This window comes from Bacillus sp. SN32, assembly GCF_002837495.1.
Taxonomy (GTDB): Bacteria; Bacillota; Bacilli; order Bacillales; family Bacillaceae; genus Bacillus; species Bacillus subtilis.
Window position 1 is genome coordinate 1 of record NZ_PJCT01000011.1, and the last position, 14768, is coordinate 14768.

General features: G+C 39.8%; 17 protein-coding genes and 1 pseudogene. 6 read left to right on the forward strand and 12 right to left on the reverse strand.

All coding sequences use genetic code 11. The features are described from left to right. Positions 1 to 117, forward strand: a 117-nt coding sequence (locus CW370_RS21385; RefSeq protein ID WP_157829192.1) for a DUF1259 domain-containing protein, incomplete at its 5' end; no start/stop codon positions are given. Positions 118 to 206: 89 nt separating this feature from the next. Further along, positions 207 to 386 (forward strand): annotated as a pseudogene (locus CW370_RS20705) (DUF255 domain-containing protein); the annotation flags it as partial. Between the two features lie 113 nt (positions 387 to 499). On the opposite strand, the gene CW370_RS20710 reads toward CW370_RS20705, so the two are convergent. Both CW370_RS20710 and CW370_RS20715 read right to left on the reverse strand, forming a co-directional pair. Then, entirely contained in the window at positions 500 to 700 is a 201-nt protein-coding gene (locus CW370_RS20710; RefSeq protein WP_024713367.1) for a hypothetical protein, read from the reverse strand. Between the two features lie 158 nt (positions 701 to 858). Beyond that, the gene (locus tag CW370_RS20715) at positions 859 to 2043 is read right to left on the reverse strand and encodes a HEPN domain-containing protein (RefSeq protein ID WP_101169970.1); all 1185 of its coding nucleotides are present in this window, start codon (positions 2041 to 2043) and stop codon (positions 859 to 861) included. Positions 2044 to 2156: 113 nt separating this feature from the next. On the opposite strand from CW370_RS20715, the gene CW370_RS20720 reads away from it, so the two are divergent. Next, on the forward strand, positions 2157 to 3575 hold the full coding sequence (locus CW370_RS20720) for a recombinase family protein (RefSeq protein WP_234398273.1): 1419 nt from the start codon (positions 2157 to 2159) through the stop codon (positions 3573 to 3575). A 262-nt stretch (positions 3576 to 3837) separates the two neighbouring features. Here the strand turns inward: CW370_RS20720 and CW370_RS20725 are convergent, their stop codons facing one another. Further along, positions 3838 to 4461 carry a hypothetical protein gene (locus CW370_RS20725; RefSeq protein WP_032724965.1) on the reverse strand — a complete coding sequence of 208 codons (624 nt, stop codon included), beginning with the start codon at positions 4459 to 4461 and terminating at the stop codon, positions 3838 to 3840. An 83-nt stretch (positions 4462 to 4544) separates the two neighbouring features. On the opposite strand from CW370_RS20725, the gene CW370_RS21430 reads away from it, so the two are divergent. Together CW370_RS21430 and CW370_RS20730 are read left to right on the forward strand one after the other, a co-directional pair. Further along, positions 4545 to 4718: a hypothetical protein gene (locus CW370_RS21430; protein WP_167560883.1), complete on the forward strand. Its 174-nt coding sequence runs from the start codon at positions 4545 to 4547 to the stop codon at positions 4716 to 4718. 230 nt (positions 4719 to 4948) lie between these two features. After that, on the forward strand, positions 4949 to 7018 hold the full coding sequence (locus tag CW370_RS20730) for a thioredoxin domain-containing protein (RefSeq protein WP_101169972.1): 2070 nt from the start codon (positions 4949 to 4951) through the stop codon (positions 7016 to 7018). Here CW370_RS20730 and CW370_RS20735 read toward each other — a convergent pair. Beyond that, positions 7015 to 7914, reverse strand: a complete 900-nt coding sequence (locus CW370_RS20735) for a CPBP family intramembrane glutamic endopeptidase (RefSeq protein ID WP_101169973.1) — start codon at positions 7912 to 7914, stop codon at positions 7015 to 7017. The two genes, CW370_RS20730 and CW370_RS20735, sit on opposite strands and share 4 nt — an antisense overlap. Before the next feature lie 226 nt (positions 7915 to 8140). Between CW370_RS20735 and CW370_RS20740 the strand changes: the two genes are divergently transcribed. Further along, positions 8141 to 9496, forward strand: a complete 1356-nt coding sequence (locus CW370_RS20740) for an MFS transporter (RefSeq protein ID WP_014481501.1) — start codon at positions 8141 to 8143, stop codon at positions 9494 to 9496. Positions 9497 to 9529: 33 nt separating this feature from the next. Here CW370_RS20740 and CW370_RS20745 read toward each other — a convergent pair whose 3' ends face one another. From CW370_RS20745 to ychF, 8 genes are all read right to left on the reverse strand, one after another. Continuing rightward, entirely contained in the window at positions 9530 to 10084 is a 555-nt protein-coding gene (locus CW370_RS20745) for a sugar O-acetyltransferase (protein ID WP_032722825.1), read from the reverse strand. Between the two features lie 15 nt (positions 10085 to 10099). Continuing rightward, complete coding sequence (locus CW370_RS20750) at positions 10100 to 10480, reverse strand: VOC family protein (protein WP_101169974.1); 381 nt, start codon at positions 10478 to 10480, stop codon at positions 10100 to 10102. A 55-nt stretch (positions 10481 to 10535) separates the two neighbouring features. Next, the gene (gene ccpB / locus CW370_RS20755) at positions 10536 to 11471 is read right to left on the reverse strand and encodes a transcriptional regulator CcpB (protein WP_101169975.1); all 936 of its coding nucleotides are present in this window, start codon (positions 11469 to 11471) and stop codon (positions 10536 to 10538) included. 59 nt (positions 11472 to 11530) lie between these two features. Continuing rightward, on the reverse strand, positions 11531 to 12289 hold the full coding sequence (gene xth / locus CW370_RS20760) for an exodeoxyribonuclease III (protein WP_003226843.1): 759 nt from the start codon (positions 12287 to 12289) through the stop codon (positions 11531 to 11533). A 63-nt stretch (positions 12290 to 12352) separates the two neighbouring features. Beyond that, complete coding sequence (gene rpsR / locus CW370_RS20765) at positions 12353 to 12592, reverse strand: 30S ribosomal protein S18 (RefSeq protein WP_003219224.1); 240 nt, start codon at positions 12590 to 12592, stop codon at positions 12353 to 12355. A 43-nt stretch (positions 12593 to 12635) separates the two neighbouring features. After that, positions 12636 to 13154 (reverse strand): single-stranded DNA-binding protein SsbA, encoded by a 519-nt coding sequence (ssbA, locus tag CW370_RS20770; RefSeq protein ID WP_003219228.1) that lies wholly within the window; start codon positions 13152 to 13154, stop codon positions 12636 to 12638. A gap of 40 nt (positions 13155 to 13194) precedes the next feature. Continuing rightward, positions 13195 to 13482, reverse strand: a complete 288-nt coding sequence (gene rpsF / locus CW370_RS20775) for a 30S ribosomal protein S6 (protein WP_024571351.1) — start codon at positions 13480 to 13482, stop codon at positions 13195 to 13197. A 110-nt stretch (positions 13483 to 13592) separates the two neighbouring features. Then, complete coding sequence (gene ychF / locus CW370_RS20780) at positions 13593 to 14693, reverse strand: redox-regulated ATPase YchF (protein ID WP_003242727.1); 1101 nt, start codon at positions 14691 to 14693, stop codon at positions 13593 to 13595. Positions 14694 to 14768: the final 75 nt, after the last annotated feature.

A 14768-nucleotide genomic window follows, 5' to 3' on the forward strand; every position in this document is an offset into this window, starting at 1 on the left:
TTTGATAAACCAAGACTGATGTATATTCATTTCGAATCAATTGATAAACCTATCAACTTCGCATTAAAAGTAAGAGATGCTTTAAAAGTTCTTACTGATAAAGAAGTTAGAGGTTAACATTATTTTGAGCAAAAAAAAAGCGATTTAAAAAAATCGCTTTTACATATGCTAAGGTAAAGTATTGATTCAAGAAAGAAGGTGATCCCATGCCCACTAACAATAAACCCAATAGATTAATCGCTGAGAAGTCTCCTTATTTACTTCAACATGCTCATAACCCTGTGGACTGGTTCCCGTGGGGAGAAGAAGCATTTGAAAAAGCAAAACGCGAAAACAAGCCGGTTCTTGTCAGCATCGGTTATTCGACTTGCCATTGGTGCCATGTCTATTAGAATAACCATAATAGATCTTTTATGACTCTATATTATCTATAGTTTTATAAACAATTTGATCTTTCCTCAGTATTATTTTCAAACCGAATTTTTATTATCTATCTCTCCTACTTATTTTTAATATCCTGATACACTTTCTCAAAAGTCTCGATTGGTAGCGAAAACTTAGTTGTTTTCTCGTTACGATAATTGATCACTATATCAATTTGATTACCTTTTTGTTCAAACTCAATAAGTGCATTCTCCCATTTATCTCTGATTGATATTATACGATTGCCATTTTTCTTTTCCTTATAGATGTAATCCATTTTAACTCTCCTTCCAGAATCAATAACAAAACGTTATGTTATTAAAAGTCTACGTTATCGACCAAAAATAGGTTTCGAAATAAGGAATCCTCAAAAAAGGAAGTAAATCATGACTTGCGTTGGTGTCATGTATCTTTTAATACCTACAAAAATATAAACTAACTGTATTTCGAAGATAAAGTTTTTAATATAAAGTTCAGTTGAACTAGGAGACTAGCTGCAAGTTCTAAATCTGACTTATCTACATCACTATTCTTCAAAATATATGAGAGTGCTTCTATATTATTTACAGTATCCATATCTATTATTTTATATTTTAATAAATCATCGATAGTAACAATTGAATTACTTGTTTCTTTACTCTCTATATATACAATTTCAGCTAAAACTCTTTCTATCTGGCTAACATAGATTGCTAATGTTTCACGAATACTTACGTGGTCTCCTATATTTTCAGCTACAATTTCCTTATCCTCTTCTGGGACCTGAACCTGATCTAGAATTTGAATAGCTTCTTCTATTATTTTTTTGACTTCTTTGTAATTATTAATGATCTCTTCATAGTCATTTTTATTAAAAAAGTTATTATGAGCAACTTTATTTCTAAGTTCATAAAGTCTCTGCCACTTTTTTTCTAAGTAAGCTGCTTCACATTGAACTAGATCAGAAAAATATCTCTCCCAGTTAGATTTAGGAATATACGACTTCATGTCATCAAGATTTAAATCATTTATTTCTTTAGCTTCCCTTAACTTGTTAAACATTTCTATATTGGAATGGGGTGAATAAGGTCTAAACAGATAATCTGTTAACTGAATAAAATCAATATTATATAAATAATCTATTGAACCATCTATTTTAGAGCCTTTTACAGAATCTCTGACTTCTTTTGGAGTGCTGTGTTTTGCCCAGGCTAAACCTACGTTTGTTAACATAAACTTTGTTATAAGTTTTCTCATTAAATTTTCTAACTCATTTATAAGTGGATAGGCTCTACAGGAATAATAGTAACTAACATCATCCCATAATTTTTGCAATTGGTCTCTTTTACATACCTTATATAAAATATCTCTTACCAATCTGAGAAGATCCTCAAATTTATCTATTTCTTGTATATCATTACATTCTAAAATGACATGGAAAAACTTTTTATTCTCTTGAGCCGAATTTTGCATTTGCACATTATATTCAACCTTTAAATCTCTGAATAACATTTGATTATTATCTATACAAATTTTTGCATTAGATTGTAACAAACTGTTAAATGCATTGATATCTGCACAAAAGGCGTTGCCCGTGTCAATAAAAACTAGGTATTCTATCTTTAAAGATTCTTTATCCATTTTTTCCTTCAGTTTCTTTTCATTACGTTTTAAGGAATTCTTTTATTATAATATTATATTAGATATGAAGGTGTTATGATAAGGAGCTTAAAAACAAAATAAAAAGAGTCGCCATATACCTTAGAAAATCACGCAATAACGAAGGCGAGGAGACCGAAGAAACACTAGCAAAACACAGAAAACGCTTGTTAGATATTGCAGAAAAAAACAACTGGGAGAGCAAATTATTTCAAGAAGTCGGAAGTTCAATGGATGAAAATCGACCAGAGTATCAAAAAATGATCTGCGAAATTAAAGAAAACCTTTTTGATGCTGTTTTATCTGTTAACCTTGCACGTGTTACTAGAGACGATGCTGAAACACCTAAATTTATGAGTTTATTAAGACAAGAAGATGTCCTCTTTGTTACTGATAGTGAACGTATATATGACTTAGAAATCCAAGAAGATTGGCAAGCGTTAAAGTTCACTGGGTTCGTAAATAACTGGGAGTATGAAAATATAAAAGCGCAGCTAAGGAAAGGGAAAAAGGATAGTGCAAAGTTGGGTAGGTGGTCTAACGGAACACCTCCATTTGGATATATTTATAACCCTTTAGAAAAAAGAGTGGAAATTGATAAAGAACAGGCAAAGGGTGTGAAGTTAGCTTTTCAGTTGGTTTTAGAGGGAATAGGTGTTGATAATATCGCTATAAATCTAAACCAGTTGGGTTATCGAACTAAAAGAGGGAATTTATTTAGTGGAAAAAGCATTGAAAGAATGATCCGTTCTGAAATTTACAAAGGTTGGATAGTGTCCAACCGTCTAAAAGGAAGGAATACTCACCAAGGAAAAATAAGACCTAAAGAACAATGGATTATTGTTAAGGATGCAAAAAAAACTTGCATTATTGATGAAAAAACGTGGGACTTAGCCAATGAAAAATTGACCCAGAGACAAAGCCTTGCCCCTAGAGCAAGACAACGAAGACACGGTTTATCAAATTTGATTAAATGTGCCTTATGCGGAAGAACTCACTCAGTGACCATTAGAAAAGATCGAAAACAAAAAAAGGAACTTAAACCTTGCAATAGAAAAGACCCTTTAGGCAACAGATGCTATAACAGGGGCTTAAATTATAATTCTATGATGGATCTTATAATCAACAGAATAAAAATTAGGCGGGAAGAAATAATTGCTGAACTTCAAAATTTAAAAGAAGAATCCCAACCTTTTGATTCTAAAGCTATCAAAATACAAATGATTGAAGTACGAATGAAAAAAGTTGAAAAAGCACTGAAAATGCTTCAAATACAATTAGAGGAAGACTTAATTAGTTTAGAAGAATTTAAAGAAAGAAAAAAAATACGTTCACGAGAATTAGATAAGCTTCAGTTAGAATTACAAGAAACAGAAAACATAACACAAGAAGATGAGATAAGGGCAAAAGAATCCCTCGTTGAGCGACTAGATCACTTTCTTAACAATTGGAAACAGCTCGATGATACGAAACTAAATGAAGGATTAACATCATTTATAAGTAAAGTGATATGACATTATCCCAAAGGTAGCAATAAACCACCATCATTAAATATAGAATGGATAGATTAACGTTGCAAAGATTACTCCAAAATTATATACACAAAAAAAGAGGAGTAAACACACATGGACTACTCAACAATATCTTGACTGTGACTGTAATCAATTACGAAGGAGAAAACATATATGTCTAATAAGTTTTCTCCTTTATTTTAATGTTTTATATAATTTAGGTCTTGATAATTTAAACCTGTTTGTATTTCTGTTTTTAAAACAATTAGAAACAATTATTAACAACGTCACCTAAACTAAAGAATTCTAGTACAGCTTTTTGAGTTTCACCTGGTAGTGCTTTAGTAGATACTTTTACGGCTTTTTTTATAGCATTTGTTCTAGAAAGTCCTAGGTTTCTTTGATGTTTATAAGCTCTGATAATTGTTTTTGTCATGGAATTTAGTCCGCCCATTAATTTTGCGGCTTTTTTAACCTTTAAGATCTTTGCCCATGGGATAGCATTTACTGCTATAGCTTTAGCAGCACTAGAAATGCAACTCCATGCATTCAATACTATAAAGGGTCCGATATTATCCTGTACGGTTTTAACAGCAGTCAGGTTTTCTCCATCAGCAACAAATTCATAACCTTCAAATTCGTTACCTTTATGTACGTTTAACCATTCAACACCGGAGTTTATTCCTTGTTCAGCAATATCCTCTGGCATTTGATCAATTAATTCTAATAGAGGTTCAAGAGTTCTTTTCATGTTCTGAGCTTCTACATTAACTTGCTCAGAAGAAACTTCATTAGAATTTTCTTTAGCGTTAGCTATTGGTATTGTTATAGTGGTGAAAATTAGAGAGAAACAGATTACAATGACCAATTGTTTAATGCTTTTCTTCACGATAAAACTCCTTTACAATATTTTTGTAGAATTATTTTCCGATGAAAATAATAACATATTTTTTAAAAAATAGGAGTGTGTTTATGAAAAAAAGTTTATATTTTTTGATACTATTGATCGTTGCAGGCTCGTTTATTGTTAATATTTTTGTAGATAATGAATCTATTTCAACAATAGTTAATATTATTGGACTAATTGCAATTATTATTATGGGAATTGGTTTAAGAATTAGTTTTGGTAACTCTTCTGAAAAGTAATCCTTTTTAAGACCAGAGGAAAAAAGTATCCTCAATTTTAGAATGCTTTTTTTCAGTAAATTTTATTGGAAATTTACTTATAGAAAAACTTTCTCGCTATTAGACACAATATGCAAAGATTTAAGTATAGATTACCCTCAGGAAAGTTATCGTTGGAATTACGTTATAAAATTAGGAAGATCACACATAATAGATTAAATAATAATTTTACTACGAAAGAAGGTGATCCCATGCCAAACAAAAGTAAACCCAATAGATTAATCAATGAGAAATCACCATATTTACTCCAACACGCCCACAACCCTGTGGACTGGTTCCCGTGGGGAGAAGAAGCATTTGAAAAAGCAAAACGTGAAAACAAGCCGGTTCTGGTCAGCATCGGTTATTCGACTTGCCATTGGTGCCACGTTATGGCTCACGAAAGCTTTGAAGACGAAGAAATCGCGCGTCTTCTCAATGAACGGTTTGTGGCGATTAAAGTCGACCGGGAAGAGCGGCCGGATGTGGATTCTGTTTATATGAGAATCTGCCAGCTGATGACCGGGCAGGGCGGCTGGCCGCTGAATGTGTTTATCACGCCTGATCAGAAGCCGTTTTACGCGGGTACATATTTTCCAAAGACGAGCAAATTCAATCGTCCCGGTTTTGTTGATGTGCTTGAGCATCTGTCTGAGACGTTTGCGAACGACCGTGAGCATGTCGAGGATATTGCGGAGAACGCCGCTAAACATTTGCAGACCAAAACAACCGCCAAATCAGGCGAAGGCCTTAGCGAGTCAGCGATTTCCCGGACATTCCAGCAGCTTGCCAGCGGGTTTGATACGATCTACGGCGGTTTCGGGCAGGCACCGAAATTTCCGATGCCCCATATGCTGATGTATTTGCTTCGTTATCATCACAATACGGGGCAGGATAACGCTTTATACAACGTGACGAAAACGCTGGACAGCATGGCGAATGGCGGCATTTACGATCATATCGGCTATGGGTTCGCCCGCTATTCGACCGATGACGAGTGGCTCGTTCCCCACTTTGAAAAAATGCTGTACGACAATGCGCTGCTGCTGACTGCTTATACAGAAGCCTATCAGGTCACGCAAAACAGCCGTTATAAAGAGATTTGTGAGCAGATCATTACGTTCATTCAGAGGGAAATGACTCATGAAGACGGAAGCTTTTTCTCTGCTTTAGACGCGGATACAGAAGGAGAAGAAGGAAAGTACTACGTGTGGTCAAACGAAGAAATTCTGAAAACGCTCGGGGACGATCTCGGAACGCTGTATTGCCAAGTGTATGACATCACTGAAGAAGGAAACTTTGAAGGCAAAAATATTCCTAACCTCATTCACACAAAGTGGGAACAAATCAAAGCCGATGCCGGGTTAACCGAAAAAAAGCTCAGTCTCAAACTCGAAGACGCAAGACAGCAGCTCTTGAAGACACGCGAGGAAAGAACCTATCCGCATGTCGATGATAAAGTGCTCACCTCATGGAACGCGCTGATGATCGCGGGTCTTGCGAAAGCGGCAAAGGTATACCAGGAGCCGAAATATCTCAGCCTAGCGAAAGACGCCATCACATTTATTGAAAACAAATTAATCATCGACGGCCGTGTGATGGTCCGATATCGTGATGGCGAAGTGAAAAACAAAGGCTTTATCGACGATTACGCTTTTCTCCTATGGGCTTATCTGGATCTCTATGAAGCTTCGTTTGATCTATCTTTTTTACAAAAAGCGAAGAAACTGACAGACGATATGATCAGCTTATTTTGGGATGAGGAGCATGGCGGATTCTACTTCACCGGACACGATGCTGAGGCCTTAATCGTCCGGGAAAAAGAAGTGTACGACGGCGCTGTGCCTTCAGGAAACAGTGTGGCAGCCGTGCAGCTGCTGCGTCTCGGCCAAGTTACAGGCGACTTATCACTGATCGAAAAAGCAGAAACGATGTTTTCCGTGTTCAAGCTGGACATCGACGCGTATCCGAGCGGCCATGCTTTCTTTATGCAAAGTGTGTTAAGACATCTGATGCCTAAGAAAGAAATCGTTATTTTTGGCAACGCAGACGATCCAGCCAGAAAACAAATCATAACAGAGCTCCAAAAAGCCTTTAAGCCTAACGACTCCATTCTGGTAGCAGAGCATCCTGATCAATGCAAAGACATTGCGCCATTTGCAGCAGACTACCGCATCATAGACGGCAAAACAACCGTGTATATTTGTGAAAACTTCGCCTGCCAGCAGCCGACAACGAATATCGAAGAAGCCATCCACACGTTAATAAGCAGCAGGGATTAAGATCCTTGCTGCTTACTTTTTGATTTCTTATGGTACCATAAAGCGATCCCCGCAAACACAAGGTTGACCGCTATCGTAAAGAAAGCCTCCCACATCGGGTTCCCCCGCGTAACCGTAAAGAGAGAAGGAATTCCTCCATACACACTGTTTTTTTCTGTAATAAACATACACAAAAACATATTATTCGCGGCATGGGCGCCAAGTGATATTTCGATGCTTCCAGTTTTAATCGTGTAATAGGTCCACACAAACCCAAATGTTAAATACTCAATTCCTGCCCAGACAGCGCCGTTGTTCATTTCTGGATTCGCAAAATGCAATACGCCAAACAATCCTCCAACAATCAGTGTCAAAAATAGAGGATTTTTCGTCAATCTCCCGAAAGCTTGAAGCAAAAATCCCCTGAAAAACAGTTCCTCAGCTGATGTCTGAATCGGAACCAAAATGAGGGCAGCCGCTAGCAGCCAGATAAATCGTGATGTATCAAAGGCTTGCATTGAATAATTGCCTGGATGAATCACAAAATCAATCAATTGTACGGCGATCATCAGCAAGAAATAAGCAATAAAGCCAAAGGAAATTCTCCGCCAATTCATCTTTGAATTTGGTGTTATCACCGTTCGGAAAGGCCGCTTCAAAATAAAGCGTACAGCCAGCCAAACTCCCGGAATGGCGAATAAATAAATCACATGGGACAAATAAAGATCTACGAGGGGATCACTCAGCACAGCTTCATCCAAATCAAACGTGATATTGGGATTCACAATAACCGTGAACAGTATAGCGAAAAGGTAAGCTATATTCCCGAATACATATAGCCCTACCATCACCAAAAAAGCGAAAAAATATCTCCACAACGTATTGTTTCCTTCTATAGGACGGATAAATGAATTCATTCCTTCTATGTCTCTTCCTTTCAATGAGAATATTACTATATATTTGCATAAATTGGTCTATGAATCTACTGTTTTGGAAATCTTTTAAGCAAAATTAAAATATAAAGTGTGAATTTAGTTCTTACATCTAGTGATTTGAACTCTGTTGCCAATGAACCAAGATACTTATAATAGTCCCAAGAGGGGAATTTTCAGTCTTTTCTTACTACTCAAAAGGGGGTTTTTTATGAATACGATCTTCAAACAAAAGAATACACATCCTTTCTCAAACGCAGCGAATCGTTTAGACCGCCTTCCGATTTCACGCGTTCATTTCCAAGTGTTAACCGCTCTCGGCATTGTTTATTTCTTTGATCTCGCAGATTTATTTACCCTCAGCAACGTAGCGCCGGCACTGATCGAGCATTGGGGCATCCCGCTTTCAACTATTGCTAACGTAACGGCCGCTTCGTTTTTAGGCATGTTTTTAGGCGCTTCACTGGGCGGACGGCTGTCCGATAGAATCGGCCGCAAAAAAGCCTTAAATCTATTTGTCTTTGTTTTCTCAATCGCATCGCTATGCAATGCTGCGGCATGGGACATTCCATCTTTAATGACATTCCGTTTCCTCACCGGATTTGGCGTTGCAGCCGCCATGGTCATTACGAATAGCTATTTGGCGGAATTTTTCCCTTCAAGTGTTCGTGGAAAATATATTTCTTTTTGTGCCATGATTGGATTGATCGGGGTGCCGATCACCAACATTGTGTCTGCCTTTGTCATTCCGCTTGGTTCATGGGGATGGAGGCTTGTGTTTGTATGGGGTGCCGTCGGCCTTATTTATTTTTTCTTTATTCGACGGCTGGAAGAGTCGCCTCGGTGGCACGAAAATCGCGGGGAATATGCGAAAGCCGATGCGATCCTCAACCGAATTGAGGCACAGGTTGAAAAGGAGAAAGGTCCGCTTCCGGCAGCATCCCAGCCTAAAGTAAGCGAAACTGTTAAGCAGCATGCAGGTTACGCAGGCTTATTGAAAGGCAGAAACCTTAAAATCACCATCGTATTATCTGCTGTATGGATTTTTGAAACGTTTGGGTTTTACGGATTTGCCTCATGGGTTCCAAGCCTGCTAAAAAGCAATGGCGTCACCATGGAAAATACATTGTGGTATAACGTATTGCATTCCGTCGGCGCTCCGCTTGGCGCACTGCTCGGCTCCATGATTTCCGAAAGATTTCAAAGAAAATGGATTTTAGCTGCGAGTGCGTTTCTGACGGCCATCGCCGGGCTCTTATATGGTATGACTTTTATTCCCATCATGATCATTGTATTTGGTTTTATCGTGAATATCACAGAACGGGTCTTTACCTCGAACTTATACGCCTATACATCTGAACCTTATCCGACTGAATACCGCTCATCTGGCAGCGGTTTAGCCTATGGTCTTGGCCGTTTTTCAAACATTTTTGGCTCATTGCTTGTCGGATTTATTGCCGTTCAGCTCGGCTATATCAGCGTCTTCTTATTTATTGGGGGCTGCTGGCTCGCGTGCTCCTTGCTGTTAATCTTCTTCGGTCCTAATACGAATGCGAAACAGATTTAAAAAAGTCAGTGCGGATCTGCCGCACTGATCTCATTACAATTGCTTCAAAATCCTCGCGGGGTTTCCGCCTACAACAGTATTAGCTGGTACATCCTTAGTGACAACAGATCCAGACGCAATCACTGCGTTATCACCGATTGTCACTCCCGGGTTAATCACCGCCCGGCCTCCAATCCAAACTTGATCTCCAATTGTCACAGGCTTACCGAACTCCTTCCCGGATTTCCTTTCGATCGGATCAAGAGGATGACCTGCCGTGTAGATATGTACACCTGGCGCAATCAAACAATGACGGCCGATACGCACCTCACACACATCTAAAATGACACAGTCAAAATTAACAAATGTATGATCTCCGATATGAATGTGATAGCCATAATCACAGCGGAATGTCGGCAAAATCGTGACTTGATCCCCAACCGAACCGAGAAGCTCCTTCAAAAGCTCCGTCCGCACTGCATCATCTTCCGGTGTTTCGTTATATTGTCTAATCAGCTGTCTCGCATGCTTGCGTTCTAGTAATAGTTGTTGATCTTCCGAATTGTATAATTCTCCGGCTGCCATTTTTTCTTTTTCTGTCCTCAGCATTTAAGTCACTCCATGTCAGATTGTAATCTCGATCAAATTTCCTTCATCATCCTCAATCACACTTTCATAGTAGCCGTCTCCTGTTGTCCTCGGGCCGTTTACTACTGCGAAACCATCCGCCTTCAATCGGTCAGTCAGTTCGTCAACTTTCTCCCGGCTCCCAACGGAAAAGGCAATATGTGCCCAGCCTGTCATTGTTTGTGAGGGCGGATCGGTCACATTCCCTTTTTTCATAATTTCCAGCCTTGCTCCGGAATCAAACGTAATAAAATAAGACTTAAAATCTTTTTTCTCATTATGATACAAATCATTCGCTTCGCCATTAAAATACGTTTCATAAAAAGATTTCATTCGCTCTAAATCATTGACCCAGACCGCTATATGTTCAATCTGCATTTCTTCCTCCTCCTTCGCCTTCAATGAAGTTATAAGGTATGAAATGCATTTCAGTTCAAGCTTTTTTCTTAAATTTATGCTGAATTTTGATATCAGCGGGCTCATCCTGCAAAAATAGAGAAAATGCTGCGATGCCGAGCTGCTCAAGATTCAAATCAAGCGACGGAAAACCAAGAACACGGCTGATAGAAGTATTCCCCTCGCCTATGATTTCAACATCCCAATTATTCTTTTTGGCAAATAGATGAATTCCAGCTGCCACTTCATCACTATTTGCATAAATAGCAGTCGGAACCCGTCCGCTCATATAAAAATGTTCAGCTGCCAGCTCACCATCATTCATATCGTTGCACCCGGACAGCATATGGCGGTCTTCCAACCTTCCGCAGACAGCTTTATAGGCCGCAGCTTTATCAGCCGTGCTCGGGCTCCTATCAGCTTCTCTGACACACGTAAAAGCAATATTCTCATGTCCGCGGCTCTTTAAATAGCGAAAACTCTCTACATAAGCAGCTTTTCTGTCATTAAAAGCACAAGGGACATCAATGTCTCCGGTATCCTCACAAGCGATGATCGGCCCATATTCCTGATAAGCTAAAATGCTGTCCCAATGATTGGCGCGGGAAGTAATGATGAGACCGTCTATTTTCTTCGTTCTTAACAGCTCTAAATATTTGATTTCAATAGCGGGGTTATAATTGGTGGAGAGGAGGGTCGTTGCATACTCATGCTGAAAAGCCGCCTTGGTGATTCCGTTAACGATTTTATCAAAGCAGGGATGATCGCTATAAGGCAGAATCACACCGACCGTATGGGTTTTCCCGCGAATGAGATCGATTGCGGTTCGATTTGGTGTATAATCCAAATCCTTCATGACTTGTTGAACAAGCTTTCTCTTTTCTTCAGACACATACGGATGATGATTCAATACACGCGAGACAGTCGAAACAGATACATTTGCCAGTCTTGCGATCTCTTTTATATTTGCCATCTCTTTCTCCTTTTTCATATAAAAAAAGCAGTAAGTGTAAAATCCTTACTGCTATCTCATCATATATTGATGATAAGTTCAACAGGACAATGGTCGGAACCCATGACATCCGCTGATATGCTGGCATCTTCAATCTGTTCCTTAAGTCTTTCAGAAACAACAAAATAATCAATCCGCCATCCAATATTTCTGTCCCGGGCGCCGGCACGATACGACCACCAGGAATAAGCGCCTTCAAGATCAGGATAAACATGACGAAAAGAATCAACAAAGCCAGCTTCTAAGAAACGAGTGAATGCCCCTCTTTCTTGATCTGAAAATCCAGCGTTATTCCGGTTCGCCTTTGGATTTTTCAAATCAATCTCCTGATGGGCTACATTCAAATCACCGCATAAAATCACTGGTTTTTTCTGATCCAATTCAAGAATATAAGACAATAAAGCCTCTTCCCATTGCATGCGGTAATCAATCCGCTCTAATCCCCTTCTGGAATTGGGCGTGTAAACAGTCATCACAAACACGTTTTCAAATTCCAGCGTAATCACTCTGCCTTCTTGGTCATGCTCTTCTACTCCGATACCGTAGATGACCTGCAGCGGTTCTTGCTTAGAAAAAACAGCTGTGCCGGAATATCCTTTTTTCACTGCATAATTCCAATACACATGATAGCCTTCAGGCTGGAGATCAACCTGGCCGTCCTGTATCTTCGTTTCCTGAAGACATATAATATCTGCATCCTCTTCTTTCAAATAAGAGAGGAAATCCATTTTTCTCATCACAGCCCGCAGGCCGTTTACATTCCATGAAATCAACTTCATGTTTCATCCTCCCCCTATAAAAAAGAGCAAGAACCCGAAGGTCCTTGCTCTTTACGTATCAGCTTACTCACCGCTTACGTATGGAAGTAAAGCCATTTGACGTGCGCGTTTGATCGCTGCAGTCAATTTACGTTGGTATTTAGCGTTTGTTCCAGTTACACGACGTGGTAAAATTTTACCGCGCTCAGAAACAAACTTTTTAAGAAGATCTACATCTTTGTAGTCGATGTGCGTGATACCGTTAGAAGTGAAATAACACACTTTACGGCGTTTCGCACGACCGCCTCTGCGTCCTCCTGCCATTGTCATTTCCCTCCTTTCTTTTTCATTTTAGGCGATAATCACATTAGAATGGAAGATCATCATCCGAGATGTCAATCGGTTTGCCGTCGTTGGCAAATGGGTCATCATTAAAGCTGTTCCCCTGATTGCGTCTCTGGTTGTTTTGATTTCCCCCAAATGGATTATCATTTTGGCCTCCGCCAAAGTACTGGCCTCCGCCGCTGTTTCCTTCGTTATATCCACCTGAACCAGAACCGCCGCCGTTTTTCGGCTCAAGAAATTGAACACTTTCAGCTTGGACCTCTGTCACGAAGACACGCTGTCCTTGCTGGTTTTCATAGTTTCTTGTTTGTAAACGGCCATCTACGCCTGCAAGGCTTCCTTTTTTCAAGAAGTTTGCAACGTTTTCGGCTTGTCTTCTCCAAGTGACACAATTAATGAAATCGGCCTCACGTTCTCCGGACTGGTTCGTAAATGTACGATTCACAGCAAGAGTAAACGTAGCAACAGCCGCACCGTTTGGCGTATAACGAAGCTCTGGGTCTTTTGTCAGTCTTCCGACTAATACAACTCGGTTAAGCATAAGAAAGACCACCTTTTACCATTATATATTTCAAAATTGCTTATTCTTCTTCTTTAACAACAATGTGGCGAATGATATCGTCACTGATCTTAGCTAGACGGTCAAATTCTTGAACTGCCGCAGCGTCAGCTTGAACGTTTAAGATTTGGTAGAAACCGTCGCGGAAATCATTGATTTCGTAAGCAAGACGACGTTTACCCCAATCCTTTGTTCCAGTGATCTCCGCACCGTTAGAAGTCAGAACGTTGTTGAAACGCTCGATAACTGCTTTTTTAGACTCTTCGTCAATGTTTGGGCGGATAATGTACATAACTTCGTACTTTCTCATCTGTTTGCACCTCCTTTTGGACTAAGCGGCCCATAATGGGCAAGGAGCAATAATTCTATTACTCACAATTTTATATTATACCAAAGCTCTTGTCCCTTTACAACTGCATCCTATACATTAAATCGGAAATGAATAACATCTCCGTCTTGGACCACATATTCTTTCCCTTCAAGGCGGACTTTTCCTGCCTCTTTAGCTCCTGCCATACCGCCGCCCGCAAGAAGATCCTCATAAGCAACTGTCTCAGCACGAATGAAGCCCCGCTCAAAGTCACTATGAATAATTCCTGCACACTCAGGGGCTTTCATGCCTTTTTTGAATGTCCAAGCTCTGACTTCCTGTTCCCCTGCTGTGAAATATGTTGCGAGGCCGAGAAGAGAGTAAGACGCTTTGATCAGCTGATCAAGACCTGATTCTTGAATGCCCAGCTCTTCCAAGAACATTTGCTTTTCTTCGCCTTCAAGCTCAGCGATTTCAGATTCGATTTTTGCACACACAACGATAACTTCTGCGTTTTCGCCGGCAGCGTACTCGCGAATCTTCGCTACATTTTCATTGCCAGATGGATCAGCAACTTCATCTTCACTTACGTTGGCCACGTACAAAATAGGCTTCGAAGTCAGTAAATGGAGCTGCTTCACAAGCTTTTGCTGCTCTTCAGTGAATTCTACAGATCGAGCAGGCTTTTCACTCTCAAACGCTTCTTTCAGTTTAGATAAAATCTCAAACTCAAATACAGCGTCTTTATCTTTTTGCTTCGCAAGCTTGCTGACGCGTGTAATCCGCTTTTCAACCGTTTCCATATCAGCGAGGATCAGCTCAAGGTTGATCGTTTCAATGTCATCAATCGGATCAACCTTTCCGGAAACGTGTGTAATGTTGTCATCGGAAAAAGCACGGACAACGTGGCAAATCGCGTCAACTTGGCGAATATGAGATAGGAACTTGTTGCCGAGTCCTTCTCCTTTAGATGCGCCCTTTACAATCCCTGCAATATCAGTGAATTCAAAAGCAGTCGGCACAGTCTTCTTCGGGTTGACCAGCTCAGTCAGCTTTTGCAGACGATCATCCGGCACCTCTACAATTCCCACGTTCGGATCAATTGTACAGAACGGGTAGTTGGCTGATTCGGCACCGGCCTGTGTAATTGCGTTAAATAGTGTTGATTTTCCGACGTTCGGCAAACCAACAATTCCAGCTGTTAAAGCCATTCTTTCATCTCCTCTATATAAAACCGTCATTGTATGAGCGTATTTTGAACCTAGAGCAATTATAAGGAGGTTCAC

Excerpts from the sequence above, each read along its gene's own strand:
- CW370_RS20715 (WP_101169970.1), bottom strand. The coding sequence starts at position 2,043 with ATGGATAAAGAATCTTTAAAGATAGAATACCTAGTTTTTATTGACACG.
- CW370_RS20750 (WP_101169974.1), bottom strand. The coding sequence starts at position 10,480 with ATGCAGATTGAACATATAGCGGTCTGGGTCAATGATTTAGAGCGAATG.
- ccpB (WP_101169975.1), bottom strand. The coding sequence starts at position 11,471 with ATGGCAAATATAAAAGAGATCGCAAGACTGGCAAATGTATCTGTTTCG.
- CW370_RS20735 (WP_101169973.1), bottom strand. The coding sequence starts at position 7,914 with ATGAATTCATTTATCCGTCCTATAGAAGGAAACAATACGTTGTGGAGA.
- ssbA (WP_003219228.1), bottom strand. The coding sequence starts at position 13,154 with ATGCTTAACCGAGTTGTATTAGTCGGAAGACTGACAAAAGACCCAGAG.
- rpsR (WP_003219224.1), bottom strand. The coding sequence starts at position 12,592 with ATGGCAGGAGGACGCAGAGGCGGTCGTGCGAAACGCCGTAAAGTGTGT.
- CW370_RS20710 (WP_024713367.1), bottom strand. The coding sequence starts at position 700 with ATGGATTACATCTATAAGGAAAAGAAAAATGGCAATCGTATAATATCA.
- xth (WP_003226843.1), bottom strand. The coding sequence starts at position 12,289 with ATGAAGTTGATTTCATGGAATGTAAACGGCCTGCGGGCTGTGATGAGA.
- ychF (WP_003242727.1), bottom strand. The coding sequence starts at position 14,693 with ATGGCTTTAACAGCTGGAATTGTTGGTTTGCCGAACGTCGGAAAATCA.
- CW370_RS20740 (WP_014481501.1), top strand. The coding sequence starts at position 8,141 with ATGAATACGATCTTCAAACAAAAGAATACACATCCTTTCTCAAACGCA.
- CW370_RS20730 (WP_101169972.1), top strand. The coding sequence starts at position 4,949 with ATGCCAAACAAAAGTAAACCCAATAGATTAATCAATGAGAAATCACCA.
- CW370_RS21430 (WP_167560883.1), top strand. The coding sequence starts at position 4,545 with ATGAAAAAAAGTTTATATTTTTTGATACTATTGATCGTTGCAGGCTCG.
- CW370_RS20745 (WP_032722825.1), bottom strand. The coding sequence starts at position 10,084 with ATGCTGAGGACAGAAAAAGAAAAAATGGCAGCCGGAGAATTATACAAT.
- rpsF (WP_024571351.1), bottom strand. The coding sequence starts at position 13,482 with ATGAGAAAGTACGAAGTTATGTACATTATCCGCCCAAACATTGACGAA.